This window comes from Bradyrhizobium sp. AZCC 2289, assembly GCF_036924615.1.
In the GTDB taxonomy this organism is placed as follows: Bacteria; Pseudomonadota; Alphaproteobacteria; order Rhizobiales; family Xanthobacteraceae; genus Bradyrhizobium.
In genome coordinates, this window is record NZ_JAZHRY010000001.1 from 6,417,109 (window position 1) to 6,433,305 (window position 16,197).

Sequence of the window (16,197 nt, forward strand, 5' to 3'; positions counted from 1 at the left end):
CGGTAGGCGAAACCTCATTTTTCGGCCGTGGCTCAAATGGTGGGTTTTGGCCCTGGAAGGTCGAAAATGCTTTGTCTTTCAACGAAGATTGTCCGCCCTCTCTCCGCCAGTCAAGGCCAAAAATCCAATATTTTCAACGCTTGGCCGTTTTGATTCACCAATGGCGACTAACCAGTTGGTGAATATTGATGTCTTTCATGGCGGGTTCGATCGATCGCCTTCGGCGATCGGCCTCTTTGTCCTGCCGACGATCGCATTCCAAATTCTGTATTGTCTTGTCATTGTGCGCCACGGACGACGGCTTTGGGTGTCGTTTGGCGTGACGGCAAACCCAACGCGGAGTGGATCTCGCGCCAAGTCACCGAGGCGTTCCCGTGGGACCACGCGCCGCGATATCTCATTCGGGATCGCGACACCTCGTATGGTCCAGTCTTCTTGCAGCGGATCCGTGCAATGGGCATTCGGGACCATCCGATCCCGATCGCCCTGGCAAAATGCTTACGTCGAGAGACTCATCGGCTCGATCCGCCGCGAATGTCTCGACCACATGATCGTGTTTGGCGAAGCGCACCTGCGCCTGATCCTACGCGGATATGCCGCCTATTATATAATGTGTCGAGGACCCATCGATCTCTGAACAAGGACGCCCCTCTCCATCGCGCGATTGAGCGCCTCGGCGCCGTCGTCTCACGACCTGTCTTTGGCGGCCTTCACCATCAATATTGCAGAATCTAATTTTCGGCACACACAGCTTTCCCGAAAGATTATTGGCGTTCGTCGTTACGCCTGCGGGCCGCAACCGTTGCGAAGGGCCCTCCAGTCGGCGAGGATAGCGGTTGTGCCCGTTGCCGTTTCATAGCGTCGGATGATGACATCCACGTAGAGTGGATCAAGCTCGACGCCACAGCACACCCGCCCGGTATTCTCGGCGGCCATAAGGGTTGACCCGGAACCCAGAAAGGGGTCGAGAACAATCTCGCCGCGGTTCGTTAGGTCGATAAGCGCATCTTCCAATGTCAGCGAGTGCCGCGGAGGGATGCGAAGCGGCCTAGCGACGCGCCGCGCGATGGCTGGGTGGCATCCACCGACGAGCGCGGGCTGCCTCCGAAATCCTGACGTTGCGGCTGACACCCTTTCACAAATGGCGTTTCGGGGTGCGACACATGCTTTCGTTCCGAAATCTTGTCCAGCAGCGTCCGCAAGCGCTGGTTTTCGATCTCCAGTTCCTTCAAATGGCGAAGGGCGGGCGAGGTCAGGCCGCCATAACGTTTGCGCCAGCGATAAAAAGTTCGCAGCGATATACCGGCCGTGCTGCAAATTTCAGCAATCGAGATGCCTGCATCCGCTTCATAGAGCAGGAATAGAATCTCGTGGTCGGTGTGCTGAGAATGTCGCATAGGCCCGGACCCCATACGTGGGTAATTACTCAACTGCCGCTTTTATCGCATAAATCCCCGTAGGTTGGTAGAGGCGACGGGGTACGCGAATTCGCGGATACGGCCGCGCTGACCCCGCAATTCGAGCGGTGCGCGCACGTCGTGTCACGGTCAGGTGATGCGGTCGCCGCATCCCAAAATGACAAATTTGACATCAAGCCTTGAAAGACCACGGCGCTGCCAGCCGCTTGAGCAGCACTGAATACTATTTGATGTTGCTTACCCGCAGACGATGAACTGAAATCGAGCCGCATTTGCAAGAAGGAGTAAGATTCATGGCTCGGTTCTCACGGCGCTCGTTCCTTCAGGCAACTGGACTAGGTGCAACGGCGCTGACAACATCGATCGGCATGCCGGCGATTATCCGATCGGCCCACGCCGCGGGCGGCACGGTCAAGCTCGGGTGCCTGTTCTCCTCCTCGGGCACCATGGCCAACATCGAGGGCCGTCTGAACTATGTGGTTCGCATGGCGGCCGACGAGATCAATGCCAAGGGCGGCGTCAATGGCCGCACCATCGAGGTCGCGGTGTCGGATCCCGCGTCGGATTGGCCGCTCTACGCGCAAGTCGGCAAGCAAATGCTCGAACAGGATAAAGTCGCGGCGCTGTTCGGTTGCTGGACCTCGGTGTCGCGCAAGACCGTGTTGCCGGTGGTCGAACAGGCCAACGGCCTGTTGTTCTATCCGCTTCACTTCGAGGGCGACGAGAACTCGAAGAACGTCGTTTATGTGAACTCGCCGCCCGCCAGTTCGGTGTTGCCGGCGGTCGACTATCTGATGAGTGAAGAAGGCGTCAGCGCCAAGCGCTTCTTCATGCTCGGCTCGGATTACGTCTGGCCGCGAACCATCAACAAGCAGCTCAAGGGGTACTGGAAATCCAAGGGCATCGCGGAAACCGCCTGGCAGGAAGAATATGTTCCCCTGGGCTTTTCGAACTTTCAAACCCTCGTGAACCAGATTCGCGCCTTCGCCGACAAGCCGGGCGGCAAGCCGATCGTGGTCCTCACCGTGGTGGGCTCGTCGATCCCGGACTTCCTGCGTGAGTTCGCCAACCAGGGCATCAAGGCGACGGACGTTCCGGTGCTGGGCCTGGATATGGTCGAAGCCGACCTCGAGGGCCTCAACACCGAACCGCTGGTCGGGCACCTCAACTGCTGGGCCTATTTGCAGAACGCCAAGGCGCCGGCCAACACCGCTTTCCTCAAGCAATGGGCCGATTATGTAAAGGCCAAGAACGTGCCCTTCAAAGGCGACGTGGCCATCGACCCCATGATTTCGGCTTATGACGCGGTCCATCTGTGGGCGATGGCGGCCGCCAAGGCCAATTCGTTCGACGTCCCCGAAGTGCGCAAGGCCTTCGCGGGCCTCAGCTTCGATTGCCCATCGGGTTACAAGCTGGAGATGACGGCCGAAAACAATTACGTGTCGCGCGGCGTGTTCATTGGCTCGGTCAACGAGAAACAGGGCTTCGATATTCTGTGGCAATCCAAGGATGCAGCCAAGCCCGTTCCGTTCAGTCCCTACGGTTGAGTTATGATCGCGGGCTCAAGTGGCTGCCGGCCCGATCCGGCCGGCCATGATCGGTAGGCACGATGCGTCGCCTTTGCGTTGCCGCGGTTTACGTCATCGCGGCGTTGCTGCCCACCCAGCTATCGGCGGCTGCGGCGGAAGAGCGGGCCGACCTGATCAGCAAGGTTTGCGGCGACGCGGCGGCCATGGGTGACGCCGGGCGCGCCCTGACCCACATCTCGGCGCATGGCTCGCTTGACGATCGGGCCTGGGCTGCGTCCATCGCCCGCGCCCTGATCGACCGAAAGCTCAGTTGCGACGCGAGCGGCGCCGTGGTCGTTGCCGCGGAAGGATCCCTCGACGCCGCAACCCGCGTTCAACGCAACGCGGGCGAAGCCAGCCGATCGCCCCTGCTCAGCCTGAAGAACCGGGCCGTGTTCGAGATGGCCGAAGCGGCCCTCACCTTGCGCAGCGCGCCGGACATTGCCCGTCGCAGTGCCGCGTTGCACACGCTGGAGCGCCAGGCATCCAGCCTGCCTGAACAATTATTCGATGCGGCGGCTCGCGATGAAACCGATCCAGGCCTGAAAACACAGATATCGGCGGTGGCCCAGGCCGCCGCGCTGAATTCGCCGGATCCGGCCAAGCGCATCTCCGCGCTCGGGCGGATCGCGGCTACTCCCGACCGGCGGGCGCTGACGCTGGTGCGCGCGCTCGTGAATGACCCGGCCTATGTTGCCAATCCGGCCTTCAAACGCGCCGTCGACGCCGCCACCGCGACGATCGACCGCGGTATCGCGATCGGCGACGTGCTGGCGACGCTGTACAACGGGTTGAGTTTTGCGAGCATCCTGTTCATGGCCGCGATCGGGCTGGCGGTCATCTTCGGTCTGATGGGCTTGATCAACCTGGCGCAGGGTGAGCTGATCATGCTCGGCGCTTACGTCACCTGGCTGGTGCAGGAGAGCCTGCGCCACCTCGCGCCCGGATTGCTCGACTGGTACCTGATCATCGCCATTCCGATCGTGTTTCTGGCGACGGCTGCGATCGGCATCGGTCTTGAAGCGGTGCTGTTACGCCACCTTTATCGCCGTCCCCTGATGAGTTTGCTGGCCACCTGGGCGGTGAGCCTTTTCCTCATCAATCTCGTGCGGGTGACGTTCGGAACGCAGAACCTGCAATTCGTGACTCCGTTTTACGTCACCGGCGGGGTACCGGTAATCGGCGATTTCATCTTCACCTGGAATCGCATGTTCGCGATCGCATTCGCGATCGTGACGCTGGCGCTGACCTGGGCGTTGATGCGGATGACGCCGCTAGGTCTCAACATTCGAGCGGTCACGCAAAACCGGACCATGGCGGGCTGCATCGGGATTCCGGTGCGGCGCGTCGATATGCTGGCCTTCGGACTTGGCTCGGGCCTTGCGGGGCTGGCCGGCCTGGCGCTCGCGCCGATCTACAGCGTCAATCCGCAGATGGGCCAGAACTTCATCATCGATAGCTTCATGGTGGTCGTATTGGGGGGCGTCGGCACCATCGTCGGCACCGTCGTCGCGGCGCTTGGCATCGGGCAGGTCAATGTATTGATCGAGCCGCTGTGGGGCGCGGTCGCGGCCAAGGTGATCGTGCTGCTGATGATCATCGGCTTTCTGCAATGGCGGCCCGAAGGACTGTTCGCCATCAAGGGGCGCCGCAAATGAGGTCGCTCGGGTCGGATCGTCCGTTTCTGATCCTGCTGGCGGTGGTGCTGGCCACGGCCCTTCTGCTCGCGATTTCGATCGCGATACCGTTCGGCCTTTCGCCCTACCTCGCAAACGCAATAGGGCAACTCGCGACCTTCGCGGTGCTGGCGCTGTCGCTCGACCTGATCTGGGGATATCTCGGCATTCTATCGCTCGGCCACGGGCTGTTCTTCGGCATTGGCGGCTACGTGGTGGCGATGCATCTGCTCAAGCATTCCTACGAGGTCACCGGCAAGGTGCCGGACTTCATGCAGTTCATGGGGTTGAAGGAATTTCCGTTCTATTGGGCCGGCCTGGGCTACTCCTCCTATGCCATCCTGGTCGCGGCTGCCGTGACGCTGTCGATCGCCGGCGTGTTCGGCTACGTTTCGTTTCGCTCGCGGGTTGGCGGCGTTTATTTCGCCATCATCACCCAGGCATTGGTCTACGTGGCCATGTTGCTGATGTTCCGGAACGATACCGGCTTTGGCGGCAACAATGGCATGACCGGTTTCACGGTCGTGTTCGGCTGGCCGATCGGAGGCAACGGCGTCGTGATCGCCATGGCGGCTTGTTCGGTGCTGGTGCTTGGCCTGACGCTGCTGGGCTGCCGTTTGCTGCTGGAGAGCCGCTTCGGCATCTTAATGATCGCGACGCGGGACGACGAAGTCCGGCTGCGCACGCTGGGTTACGACACGCTGCTATTGAAACTCGTTGTCTGGTGTCTGTCGGCGCTGATCGCGGCTCTGGCCGGGATGCTCTACGTGCCGCAGGTCGGCATCATCAATCCCCGGCTGCTCGCACCCGATTTGTCGCTTGAAATTGCGGTCTGGGTAGCGATCGGCGGACGAGGCCACCTGATCGGCGCGGTGATCGGCGCGGTTCTGGTCAATGCGGTCAAGTTCTGGCTTTCAGTGGCCGCGCCGGAGCTGTGGCCCTTTATCCTGTCGGGCATGATCGTGCTGGTGGCGCTGGTATTTCCAAACGGGCTGGTCGATCTCGCCAAATTCAAATTTGCGCGGCCCATGGTCTCGAAGCGCCTCTCTCCCGAAACACCGGAGTTGCGCTGATGGGTGGCGTGGCGCTGTTGGTCGATGCGGTGACCGTCGAGTTCGGCAGCTTCAGGGCGATCGACGTGCTGTCGCTCGCGATCGATTTCGGCGAGGTCCGCGCCGTGATCGGTCCCAACGGGGCCGGCAAGACTACACTGCTTGACGTGATCTCGGGCATCACGCGGCCGAAACAGGGCCAGGTGATTTTTGACGACGCGACCGACATCGTGCGCGCCAGTGAATCCGCGATTGCCCGGGCCGGCGTTCGACGAAAATTTCAGAAGCCGAGCATTTTCGAAGGACTCAACGTGCATCAACACATCGCGATCGGAGCCCAGGGCGGCCTGCACCGATCGCTTTCAAAACCGGCGCTTCGCGACCGCGTCAGCGAGGTGCTTGAAGCGGTCGGATTGTCAGCCTTGGCCAACCGCTCGGCCTCCGAGCTCGCGCATGGGCAAAAGCAATGGCTTGAGATCGGCATGGTGCTGGCGTCAAACCCGAAAGTCCTGATGCTGGACGAGCCGGTGGCCGGTCTCACCGACGAAGAGACCGAGCGCACGGTTTCGCTGGTGCACAGCCTGAAACGCCCCGATCGCGCCATCGTCGTCGTCGAGCATGACATGGACTTTGTCGAACGCATTGCCGATCGGGTCACCGTCTTGCACGAGGGCAGGACCTTGTTCGAAGGCTCGATGACCCATGCGCGGGCGGACGAGCGCGTCATAGACGTTTATTTGGGACGATAGTCATGCGATTTCGCGTCGAGAGCCTGGATCAGCATTACGGCAGCGCGCAGGTGCTGCGCCAGGTTGGCTTCGAGATCATACCGGGCGAATGCCTGGCCGTGCTTGGCCGCAACGGAGCCGGAAAAACCACGCTGCTGAAATGCCTGATGGGTGTGCTTCCGGTGACGCGGGGCCGCGTGTTGGTCGATGAGACCGAGATATCGGCATGGTCTTCGCACCGGCGCTCGGCGGCGGGGCTGGCTTACGTGCCGCAGGGTCGCGAAATTTTCTCCGAATTGACCGTCGGCGAGAACATCGAGGCCGCGGCGCGGGCTCACGGCACGTTCGGCACGGCGACGCTGGAGGAGACCATCGCCCTGTTTCCGGTGTTGAAGCAGATGTGGCGGCGTCCAGGCGGCGCGCTGTCCGGCGGGCAGCAACAGCAACTCGCCATCGCCCGCGCGCTGGTCACCCGTCCAAGCCTTCTGATTCTCGACGAACCCACCGAGGGTATCCAGCCCAATCTCGTCGCAGCCATCAAGGATGTGCTGACCTCTTTCAAGGGCAAGATCTCCCTGCTTCTGGTCGAGCAATATCTCGACTTCGCGTTCAGTCTCGCCGACGCCTTCGTGGTGCTTTCGCGTGGAAGCGTCGCAGAAGCGGGGCGCACCGAATCTTCCAGTCGTGAACTGCTGTCCCGCTACATCGCCATCTGACCGATCAAACCCCATCAACGGAGCCAACCCATGTCGCGCCGCCACGAAATTTCCTCGTCTCCCGAAAATATGGTTTGGGGCTATATCGACAGCGCCACGCCGCCGGTGCTTGAGATCGCATCCGGCGACACGGTCACGCTGCATTCCTTCCCCGCCGGCGGCAAGGAAACGCTGCCGGAAGATCGAAGCCTGGTTCCGGCCGACTATCTGGCGGCCCTCGATACGTTGGTTCAGGGCCCGGGACCTCATTTCATCACCGGGCCGGTTTACGTCAAAGGGGCGAAACCCGGTGACGTCCTTCAGGTCGACATCATCAGCGTGAAGGTGCGACAGGATTGGGGCTTCGTGTCGATTTTGCCGCTGCTCGGCACGCTGCCGGACGAGTTCACCGAATATGAAACCATCCATCCCAAGGTCGACCATGATCGCAATGTCTGCGTGATGCCGTGGGGGCTGGAAATTCCTCTCGATCCGTTTTTCGGCATTATCGCCACCGCGCCCCCGCCGGCCTGGGGACGTTGCGGCTCGCCGGTGCCGCGCAGCTTCGGCGGCAACATGGACAACAAGGAACTTCGTCCCGGGACGACGCTGTACCTGCCGATATTCAACGAAGGCGCACTTTTTTTTGCCGGCGACGGGCATGGCGTGCAAGGCGATGGCGAGGTGTGCATCACCGCGCTCGAGACCGGCGTGACCGGGACATTCCGCCTCACGGTTCGCAAGGACATGGACCTGTCATGGCCGTTCGCTGAGAGCGCCACCCATTTGATGTCGATCGGCCTCGACGAGGATCTGGACGACGCCGCCAAGCAGGCGGTCCGCGAAATGATCAAGCATATCTGCGAACGCACCAACCTGTCGCGCAATCAGGCCTATATGCTGTGTTCGCTCGCCGGCAATCTTCGTGTCACGCAACTGGTCGACGGCAACAAGGGCATTCACATGCTGTTGCCGAAATCCTATTTGTGAGAAGCGGAAAATATGTTGCTCGCTTGGCGCCGAACGCGCGATTTCCGCGCCGCTCTGGGTGCGTAGAAAGACCGCACCCATAGGGTTGATGGCTAGCACAGCATCAAGACTGTACAGTCCACCCGTTCATCACGAACGTACGAGTGGGGACGTAAGCGACGGCGCGATTTATTTCAAGTGCTTGGAGGCGTAGCCCTATGGCCAATCGTGGCGCGAGCACAGCAACCGAAGACAGTATGCGGGTCTTTCGCAAAAATTCTAACCGAAGGTCACTTCCGCTTTTGGCACCTTACGGACCTGACACCCGGCATTGGCGACGTCTGCTCATGGGTGCAAAGCGGACTTGCTCTCTATACCTGTGCGTACCGAAAACCTAACCCCTGAGGTAGCGGTGATGGAGACCGCCGAGGACGGGGAACGTTTTTAGGCTTCCGGCGCGCTGAACCGGGCGAACAGCCGGCGCGTCTTTGTCCAACGACCGGTGCGTTCTGATGTCGTTATAATAGCGTGCGTAAGATCGCAGGATCCGTCGCAGATGGGCCTCACCCAAAACGACGATATGATCCAGGCACTCGCGGCGAATCGATCCGATCAACCGTTCGGCGAACCCGTTCTGCCAAGGTGAGGCCGGTGCGGTGGGCTTGTCCCGGATGCCCATGGCGCGCAATCGGCGAGTGACGAGGGCACCATAGATGCGATCCCGGTCGCGGATCATGTAGCGTGGAGCTTCATTCCACGGGAATGCTTCTGTGATCTGGCGCGCAACCCATTCTGCGGTCGGATGTGTTGTGACGCTGATCCAGGCGAGGTCTCTGCGATCCAGCCGGACAATGACGAAGGCATAGAGCAGGTCGAAACCGATGGTTGGAACAACGAACAGGTCCATGGCGGCAATGTCCGGCGCGTGGTTACGCAAGAAAGTCCGCCATCCCTGGCTGGGTGGCGCCCGTCGCTTGACCATGTACTTGGCGACGCTCGACTGAGCGATCTCAAATCCGAGCTTGAGCAGTTCGCCGTGGATGCGCGGCGCGCCCCAAAGCGGGTTTTCGACGCTCATCCGCCGGACAATGCGCGCAGTTCCGTGTCGATCTGCGGTCGCCCTCCCAATGGGCGCGACTTCCAACGCCAGTAGCAGCGAAAGCCGGCCCTGTGCCAACGCACGAGCGTCTCGGGCCGGAGGACTGCGAGAACCTGCAGGATTGATGGAAATCAGCGGTACAGCTGGACAAAGAACCAGCGATCATGGTTCGTGAGCCGGACGCGACCATGCAGCCTGCGCCTCAAGACATTCAACTGATGTCGAAGCACCGCGTTCTCGGCTTCAAGCCGCAACTTCGACTTGAATGGCGAGGCCAGGACGGCCAGAGCGAAACAGAACAGCCCGATCATTCCGCCAGCTTAGGCGATTCCATCACGTCATCAACTCGAATAAGGTTTTCGGTACACACAGGGGGTTGATCTCGGATATTCCGGCGGCGACCGATGGGATCGGTTCCGAGGTTGGCGCAATGACCGATTTCCAATTACCGAGATCTGCTACCCACCAAGCGACGACGTTAGCATTGCCTATCAGGTAATGGGCGACGGGCCGATCGATCGCATGAGAAATGCGGTCACAGCTCCCTAAGCCGGTTGCGAATGCCGCATTCGTCCCAAGGACGTATCGGAGCGCATTGTGATGCTTTCAAGGAGAGGTCAACCAATGAAATGACTCCGACAGATGCATTGTTGCACAAGCGCAAACTCGGCCAAAAAATTATGGCTGCAATGTTCCTTCTGGCCTGCCAACTTTGTCTCAAAGGCTCCGATCGCCAATTTGTTCAGGCTGCTTCAGGCTCTGCGACGCGAACTAATGTCTTCCCGAAGTTGCGGCCAGTTAGCATTGCGATGAACGCCTCGTACGCATTCTCCAAACCATCCACGATGTCTTCGCGATAGCGCAGACTACCTTCGGCGATCCATGGGGCCGCCAAAGCGCGCCATTCCGCATAATATTCAGGATGGTCGCCGCAGATGAATCCCTGGATCCGAAGCCGTTTAAGAAATGTCGAGCCGAGGTTTGGACCTGGTCGGGGTATCGTATCGCTGTACTCGGCCGCCATGCCGCACATGATCATGCGACCGAAAGTATTCATCAGGGGAAGCACCGCCAGTTGAACGTCGCCGCCAACATTCTCAAAGTAAACGTCGATACCGTCGGGACATGCCCGCTTCAATGCAGCCGGCAGGTCATCGACAGCGCGGTGGTCGATACAATCGTCGAACCCCAGTTGCTCGCAGACAAACCTGCATTTGTCAGCGCCTCCCGCGATTCCAATGGCGCGCGCGCCTGCTCTCTTGGCAAGCTGGCCAGCGACCGACCCCACGGCGCCAGAGGCAGCGGAAACCACAACCGTCTCGCCTGGCTTTGGTTGACCAATATCCTTCATGCCCGAATAGGCCGTCGTACCGGGCATTCCCAGCACCCCCAGATAGGTCGAAGGCGGCACACCAGGCGGCAATACCACCAGCGCATGGCCTGATGTGACGATATGGCTCTGCCAGCCCCGCCCGCCGACCACGACTTGCCCCGGGGAGAAGCGCGGGTTTCTGGATGCGATGACCTGTCCGACCGTCTCCCCCGGCATCGGAGCGCCGATTTCGGCCCGTGCCGCATATGTCTTTGTTTCGTTCATCCGGACTCGCATCCCGGGATCGAGCGACAGCCAAAGCGTGCGCGTCAGCACCTCGCCCGCGCCGGGTTCGGGCACTGCGTCGGTTTCCAGGAGGAAGTCCTGAAGCGCGGGCAACCCTTTCGGGCGATTCTTCAGGACAATCGAGCGGCGGAGATTGGTCATCGGCTAGGTCTTCCTCAAAACGGGGCCACGAGGGACTGCCGCTAAAGCTGGCAGCGGGTCATCCTGAGTCCGATATATTCCTGCAAGGCCTGTGATAATATGGATTATGCGAACCATATTCTTGCGTTGAGAGCATCAATGGACGGCACCAGAATGGACGAGATTGCTGCCTTCCTGGCGGTCGTGGAGATGGGAAGTTTCACAGCAGCCGCGCGGGTTGTGGGGCGCGACGCGTCAATCATCTCCAGGCGAATAAGTGCGCTCGAGACCAGCCTGGGAGCACGTTTGTTGGAGCGATCAACCCGGCATGTGAATCCGACCGGCGCCGGCCTGCGTTTTTACGAGCAAATGAGAGCGGCAACAGCCGCGATGAAGGAAGCCGAGGCTGAAGCAACCGGCACAAGCGGATCGGTCACAGGAAAATTGCGATTGGCGCTGCCCGCCGCCTTTGGGCGTCTATGGATAGCGCCGATGCTACCTGAGTTTCTCGCTGCGCATCCCGAGGTGGCGATAGAAGCGGAATACGCCGATCGCTATGTCGATATTGTCGCCGAGGGTTTTGATGTTGCCATCCGCCTTGGCGAATTGCGTGACAGTCGGCTAGTGGCAAAACGAATCGCGGGCCACCAACGGCTGATTTGCGCCGCGCCCTCCTATCTGGCTGCTCGAGGGACTCCGGTGACGCCAGACGATCTCGCCAATCACGCCTGCTTGAGCTTCACGCGGCTGGCCAGCCATCCCGAGTGGCGCTTCAGAAAAGGGAAACGCATTTCGTCCGTCATGGTCAGTGGACCGTTGAGCACAGACGATGCTCAAAGCCTCGTCACCGCGGCAATATCTGGAGCAGGCATCGTCATGTGCTCTGATTGGCTGGCCGCGTCCGAGCGTGCAGAAGGCCAACTTGTGTCGATCCTGACCGATTGGACAGTCGAAGGAGAAGGCGCGATCCAGATCATACGCCCCTCGGTCCGTTTCACGGCAGGAAAGACGCGGAGCTTCGTGGATTGGATTTCCGAGCGATTTCGGCGACCGCCTTGGATGCTCAATTGATAGCGCGCAACGCTTTCAGGGTTACAGTTCGTCCCGGGAGTACTCCACCCTCGGATTCCGGGCCGCTCCAATTCATTCTTGCAAACGTGGCCAAGGCCCCGCGTCCGGCGTCCAAGATGGCGGTTGAGCGCGGAGAGCCTCTCGCGCCTGATAGAGCCATTCTACACGACCAAGCCCGAGGGCATGGATGTGGGCCTATCTATCTGCCACGCCATCATCGAAGCCCACGGCGGACAGCTGTGGGCGATCAAGCGCGAACCGCAAGGGGCTCTCTTTCAGTTTACTTCCTTCCACCTGAGCGGACGGATCGTGATCGAGTATGTCGCTTGTTGGCACTTTTGAGACATCCCGACCGATCCTGCCGATGTCTGTTCATGGGGGAAGACCGGAGTGCGCCGGGAGACCGGCAAGGAGTAGATGGTGCAAGTCCATCACGATGAAGGAGTAGCGAACCGCATCGACCCCGAGTCATGCGCCAGTACCCGTGAGGGTATTGGCGAAGCGTTGACAGGGGAGCGCATAGGCCAGCCATTGAGCCGCGAAAGTACCCTCATCCTGGGTGCCGACGTCGTTCCGGTGACGGAAGGCAACACGGATGGGCGCGATAACGCGAGCGCCCAGACGGCCCGGCGTGGTCTTAGACACTGGCATGTGCGCACGCTCTTTGCTTGGGAACCGGGAGATCTCATGGTCGGCCAGCGTCGCATGCGTGCAGCACTGGTCCGTGTCGGGAAGGCGAGGAGCCGTAGCCGATGATGTACGATCATGAGAAGTCTGACCCCGCCATAGTAGCTGTGAAGCCAACGAACAAAGCCGGGCAATCGGCTGCGGAGTTGGTGGAGCCAAGGGCGGGGGCCGAGGGGAATGTGAGTCAGCAAAGCACGGGCCGGGCTCAGTACCGGGGAACCGTGTCACAGGCGCTGGATCGCATACGGCAAGTTGCAGGGCAAAGGAAGAAGGAGAAGTTCACCGCGCTCTTCCATCACGTCAGTATTGATCACCTCGCAGAGGCATTCTCTGAACTCAAGGAGAATGCTGCAGCTGGAGTGGATGGGCTGACATGGCGGGATTACGAGCAGCACCTTGAGCGCAATCTTGAGGACCTGCATGCTCGCGTCCATCGGGGAGCGTATCGGGCACTGCCGTCACGGCGGGTTTACATACCCAAGCCGGATGGTCGGCAACGCCCGATCGCGGTCGCCGCCCTTGAGGACAAGATCGTCCAGAGGGCGACGGCTGCGGTGCTGAGCGCGATCTACGAGGAAGATTTCCTCGGGTTCTCATATGGGTTCCGAACCGGACGCAGCACGCACGATGCGATGGATGCGCTCGTGGTCGGGATCACCAGCACAAAGGTGAACTGGATACTGGACGCCGACATCCGCTCGTTCTTCGACACGGTGAGCCAGGAGTGGCTCATCAAGTTTGTGGAACATCGCGTCGGCGACCGACGTATCATCCGCCTGATCCAGAAATGGCTCAAGGCAGGCGTCCTGGAAGACGGGATCGTGACGGTCAGTGACAAGGGGACCGGGCAGGGATCGGTGATCTCACCGCTTCTGGCCAATCTCTACTTACACTACGTTTTCGACCTCTGGGCCGAGCGCTGGCGACGGCGTGAGGCTGCGGGCAATATGATCATCGTGCGCTACGCCGACGACCTCATTGTTGGTTTCGAGCACGAGACCGACGCCCGTCGCTTCCTCGACGAGATGCGTAAGCGGTTACAGGAGTTTGCACTGTCGCTTCATTCGGAGAAGACCCGGCTGATCGAGTTTGGACGCTTCGCGGCGGAAAACCGCAAGCGGCGCGGGCTCGGCAAACCGGAGACCTTCACCTTCCTGGGCTTCATCTTTATCTGCAGCAAAACTCGTCGGGGCAAATTCCAAATCAAACGGAAGTCCCGGCGGGACCGCATGCAGGCGAAGCTGCAAGCCATCAAACAGGAATTGCGACGGAGCATGCATCAGCCAATTCCCCAGCAGGGAAGATGGTTGCAGCAGGTCGTCACCGGCTACTTCAACTACCACGCGGTGCCGACAAACAGTTCGACCCTGACCGCGTTCCTATTCCACGTTACCAATCTCTGGCGGCGCACGCTACGGCAGCGGAGCCAGAAAGACTGGACGACCTGGGAGCGGATCAAGCGGTTGGCAGACGACTGGCTCCCGAAACCGCGAATCCTTCATCCGTGGCCAGCGAGGCGCTTCGCCGTTAGACATCCAAGGTGGGAGCCGTATGCCCGAATTGGGCCCGTACGGATCTGTGCGGGGGGCGCGAGGTAACTCGCGTCCCTACCGCGAAAGTGATCGGCGCATCTGCAAACCGACGCGAATGACCCAACTGAGACATGTCGCGAATCTTACTGTCCGTTGGCGTCCACGTCATTCCAGGCTTGTTCCTGGGGTGAACTCGACCTAGCTCAAGGCAGGAAGGGACGAACCGGGCATTTATCAAATGGATCAGTATCTAGGAGGTCAATTCCCGTATGCGGCGTTCTTCTGGCCGGCGCTCGTCGCTGCATCAGCCGCTGAAACTGCGTCGTCCATAGCGGCACATTTCCTGGAACTCTCAGGCGAAGCTGATGGCTTGCGCCTTCCGCAAGAGCCGGAAGGAGCAACGCCAAGCAAGATCGCGCTCGAGCTGCAAGCAGTCCGGCTACGTGACTTTACCATTGCCGAAAGCGGCGTTCCCACCCTGCTGTGCACACCGCTCGCGCTGCATGGAGCCGCTATAGCCGACCTTGCAGCTGGACACAGTCTCGTTGCCGCCCTCCGTGGTGCTGGAATTGAGCGACTGTTCATGGTCGATTGGCGATCGGCCAGCGCTGATATGCGATTTCTCGGAGCCGGAGGTGGCGAGGCCCTTGCCGCCCGCGCTCCACGACATCGAACGGACGCGGCCGGGATAACCGCTCATCCGCATATGCCGGTTATCGGCCAGCCGCCAGCCATGCATCGCCGGCTCGCATCTCGGGTTACGCGCGAGCACCCGAAGATCGATCTCTATCCGCCGCTCGTTTTCCTTCCTTCCCTATGCGCAGGCGCTTGTTGAGGGCGAGCTCGCCGCAAGGGCGAGCCTTCGTGCGGCCAAGGAGGGCGTGTTGAACCTCTCCCGACGTAGCGCATCCCTTCCGCGCCATCCCAACTAGGTTCTTCCAAGTAGATGTCATAGGTGAATGCGAATGCAGTACTGCAAGGAGGACCCCTGTTGCGATCAACGCGACATCCCTCCAGATGATCACATCCCTTTGATCGCGATCAACCGCTGGATTTAGCCATGTGCTCAACGAGGTAGTCAACAAAGACGCGAACGCGCGCTGGCATGATGCCGCCGCCGACAAACACAGCGTTGATCTCTTCAGTGTCACCAGGATTGAAAGAATCAAGAAGCCTCACCAATCGGCCTTCGACGATGTCATCCTCAACATGAAAGCTGCCAACGCGCGCGATACCTACTCCCTGTTGCGCGAGATGGACCAGCGTCTCGCCATTGTTGGCTTCAACGTTCCCACTAACCGTGAGCTCAAAATCCGCACCATCGCGTCTAAACGGCCAAATCGGTTCCGCGCGGCGAAAGTTGAAGTTGAGACAATTGTGTTCAAGCAGGTCTTCAGGTGATCGGGGGACGCCTGCCCTAGACAAGTAAGCAGGTGAAGCAACAATGGTCCGACCGTTGGAGCCCAGCTTGCGAGCGGTCAATGGACTGTCAAGAAGCGGCCCAAAGCGGATTGCTATATCTGCCTGGCCGCCGAGAACGTCTGCGAGAACGTCGGTAAGGCTGAGGTCGACAAGGATGCCTGGATAGCGCTCGACGAAGCCCCCGAGTAGAGGCACGACTGACCGGCGACCATGGCCCAACGCCGCACTCACCCTAATTCGCCCTTTGGGCGCCGCCTGATCCGCAATGCTAGCTTCAGCCTCGGTCATGTCGGCAAGAATACGCCGCGCTGCACGATGATACCCCTCTCCTTCGGGCGTCAAAATCAAGCTTCGCGTGGTCCGGACGATCAGGCGCACACCAAGACGCGCCTCAATTCGCGTGATGATCCGGCTAACAGCAGACGGCGTCAGATCTAGCGCTCGTGCCGCACCAGAGAGACTGCCGGTCCGCACAACCGCGTTAAATACTTCCATCTCTCCCGAGATATCTGCCAGTTCTCGCGCCATTTGTGAATCCTACG

15 protein-coding genes and 1 pseudogene are annotated in these 16,197 nt (G+C 60.3%); 10 read left to right on the forward strand and 6 right to left on the reverse strand.

Annotated features, from left to right (window positions below; genetic code table 11):
• Positions 1–421 precede the first annotated feature (421 nt).
• On the forward strand, positions 422–637 hold the full coding sequence (locus V1289_RS49890) for an integrase core domain-containing protein (RefSeq protein WP_442896205.1): 216 nt from the start codon (positions 422–424) through the stop codon (positions 635–637).
• A 143-nt stretch (positions 638–780) separates the two neighbouring features.
• On the opposite strand, the gene V1289_RS30460 is transcribed toward V1289_RS49890, so the two are convergent.
• Together V1289_RS30460 and V1289_RS49895 are read right to left on the reverse strand one after the other, a co-directional pair.
• On the reverse strand, positions 781–1,131 hold the full coding sequence (locus V1289_RS30460) for a DNA methyltransferase (protein ID WP_334401435.1): 351 nt from the start codon (positions 1,129–1,131) through the stop codon (positions 781–783).
• Positions 1,017–1,430 carry a transposase gene (locus V1289_RS49895; RefSeq protein ID WP_442896091.1) on the reverse strand — a complete coding sequence of 138 codons (414 nt, stop codon included), beginning with the start codon at positions 1,428–1,430 and terminating at the stop codon, positions 1,017–1,019. Before V1289_RS49895 ends, V1289_RS30460 begins: the two co-directional genes overlap by 115 nt.
• Positions 1,431–1,711: 281 nt before the next feature.
• Here V1289_RS49895 and V1289_RS30470 point away from each other — a divergent pair, with 281 nt between their 5' ends.
• From V1289_RS30470 to V1289_RS30495, 6 genes are all read left to right on the forward strand, one after another.
• On the forward strand, positions 1,712–2,965 hold the full coding sequence (locus V1289_RS30470) for an urea ABC transporter substrate-binding protein (protein ID WP_334401437.1): 1,254 nt from the start codon (positions 1,712–1,714) through the stop codon (positions 2,963–2,965).
• Between the two features lie 62 nt (positions 2,966–3,027).
• The gene (gene urtB / locus V1289_RS30475) at positions 3,028–4,644 is read left to right on the forward strand and encodes an urea ABC transporter permease subunit UrtB (RefSeq protein ID WP_334401439.1); all 1,617 of its coding nucleotides are present in this window, start codon (positions 3,028–3,030) and stop codon (positions 4,642–4,644) included.
• Positions 4,641–5,735, forward strand: a complete 1,095-nt coding sequence (gene urtC / locus V1289_RS30480; protein ID WP_334401441.1) for an urea ABC transporter permease subunit UrtC — start codon at positions 4,641–4,643, stop codon at positions 5,733–5,735. The genes urtB and urtC overlap by 4 nt, the downstream gene beginning before the upstream one ends.
• Positions 5,735–6,463: an ABC transporter ATP-binding protein gene (locus V1289_RS30485; protein ID WP_334401443.1), complete on the forward strand. Its 729-nt coding sequence runs from the start codon at positions 5,735–5,737 to the stop codon at positions 6,461–6,463. Before urtC ends, V1289_RS30485 begins: the two co-directional genes overlap by 1 nt.
• A 2-nt stretch (positions 6,464–6,465) precedes the next feature.
• Positions 6,466–7,158: an ATP-binding cassette domain-containing protein gene (locus V1289_RS30490; protein ID WP_334401445.1), complete on the forward strand. Its 693-nt coding sequence runs from the start codon at positions 6,466–6,468 to the stop codon at positions 7,156–7,158.
• A gap of 30 nt (positions 7,159–7,188) precedes the next feature.
• Positions 7,189–8,127 carry an acetamidase/formamidase family protein gene (locus V1289_RS30495; protein WP_334401447.1) on the forward strand — a complete coding sequence of 313 codons (939 nt, stop codon included), beginning with the start codon at positions 7,189–7,191 and terminating at the stop codon, positions 8,125–8,127.
• Between the two features lie 373 nt (positions 8,128–8,500).
• On the opposite strand, the gene V1289_RS30500 is transcribed toward V1289_RS30495, so the two are convergent.
• Both V1289_RS30500 and V1289_RS30505 read right to left on the reverse strand, forming a co-directional pair.
• Positions 8,501–9,184 (reverse strand): integrase core domain-containing protein, encoded by a 684-nt coding sequence (locus V1289_RS30500; protein ID WP_334401448.1) that lies wholly within the window; start codon positions 9,182–9,184, stop codon positions 8,501–8,503.
• A gap of 763 nt (positions 9,185–9,947) precedes the next feature.
• Positions 9,948–10,964 (reverse strand): NADP-dependent oxidoreductase, encoded by a 1,017-nt coding sequence (locus V1289_RS30505; protein ID WP_334401450.1) that lies wholly within the window; start codon positions 10,962–10,964, stop codon positions 9,948–9,950.
• A gap of 99 nt (positions 10,965–11,063) precedes the next feature.
• Here V1289_RS30505 and V1289_RS30510 point away from each other — a divergent pair, with 99 nt between their 5' ends.
• The 3 genes from V1289_RS30510 (at position 11,064) to ltrA (ending at position 14,299) form a co-directional block, all read left to right on the forward strand.
• Positions 11,064–12,014: a LysR family transcriptional regulator gene (locus tag V1289_RS30510; RefSeq protein ID WP_334401452.1), complete on the forward strand. Its 951-nt coding sequence runs from the start codon at positions 11,064–11,066 to the stop codon at positions 12,012–12,014.
• 123 nt (positions 12,015–12,137) lie between these two features.
• Positions 12,138–12,356, forward strand: a complete 219-nt coding sequence (locus V1289_RS30515) for an ATP-binding protein (RefSeq protein ID WP_334401454.1) — start codon at positions 12,138–12,140, stop codon at positions 12,354–12,356.
• A 410-nt stretch (positions 12,357–12,766) separates the two neighbouring features.
• Positions 12,767–14,299 carry a group II intron reverse transcriptase/maturase gene (gene ltrA / locus V1289_RS30520; protein ID WP_442896092.1) on the forward strand — a complete coding sequence of 511 codons (1,533 nt, stop codon included), beginning with the start codon at positions 12,767–12,769 and terminating at the stop codon, positions 14,297–14,299.
• 556 nt (positions 14,300–14,855) lie between these two features.
• Here ltrA and V1289_RS30525 read toward each other — a convergent pair.
• Both V1289_RS30525 and V1289_RS30530 read right to left on the reverse strand, forming a co-directional pair.
• Positions 14,856–14,981: pseudogene (locus V1289_RS30525) on the reverse strand (WD40 repeat domain-containing protein); the annotation flags it as partial.
• Positions 14,982–15,274: 293 nt separating this feature from the next.
• Positions 15,275–16,183, reverse strand: a complete 909-nt coding sequence (locus V1289_RS30530; RefSeq protein WP_334401457.1) for a LysR family transcriptional regulator — start codon at positions 16,181–16,183, stop codon at positions 15,275–15,277.
• Positions 16,184–16,197: the final 14 nt, after the last annotated feature.

Coding starts and splice junctions, on each gene's coding strand:
- V1289_RS49890 (WP_442896205.1), top strand. CDS start 422: ATGGTCCAGTCTTCTTGCAGCGGATCCGTGCAATGGGCATTCGGGACC.
- V1289_RS30470 (WP_334401437.1), top strand. CDS start 1,712: ATGGCTCGGTTCTCACGGCGCTCGTTCCTTCAGGCAACTGGACTAGGT.
- urtB (WP_334401439.1), top strand. CDS start 3,028: ATGCGTCGCCTTTGCGTTGCCGCGGTTTACGTCATCGCGGCGTTGCTG.
- urtC (WP_334401441.1), top strand. CDS start 4,641: ATGAGGTCGCTCGGGTCGGATCGTCCGTTTCTGATCCTGCTGGCGGTG.
- V1289_RS30485 (WP_334401443.1), top strand. CDS start 5,735: ATGGGTGGCGTGGCGCTGTTGGTCGATGCGGTGACCGTCGAGTTCGGC.
- V1289_RS30490 (WP_334401445.1), top strand. CDS start 6,466: ATGCGATTTCGCGTCGAGAGCCTGGATCAGCATTACGGCAGCGCGCAG.
- V1289_RS30495 (WP_334401447.1), top strand. CDS start 7,189: ATGTCGCGCCGCCACGAAATTTCCTCGTCTCCCGAAAATATGGTTTGG.
- V1289_RS30500 (WP_334401448.1), bottom strand. CDS start 9,184: ATGAGCGTCGAAAACCCGCTTTGGGGCGCGCCGCGCATCCACGGCGAA.
- V1289_RS30505 (WP_334401450.1), bottom strand. CDS start 10,964: ATGACCAATCTCCGCCGCTCGATTGTCCTGAAGAATCGCCCGAAAGGG.
- V1289_RS30510 (WP_334401452.1), top strand. CDS start 11,064: ATGGATTATGCGAACCATATTCTTGCGTTGAGAGCATCAATGGACGGC.
- ltrA (WP_442896092.1), top strand. CDS start 12,767: ATGATGTACGATCATGAGAAGTCTGACCCCGCCATAGTAGCTGTGAAG.
- V1289_RS30530 (WP_334401457.1), bottom strand. CDS start 16,183: ATGGCGCGAGAACTGGCAGATATCTCGGGAGAGATGGAAGTATTTAAC.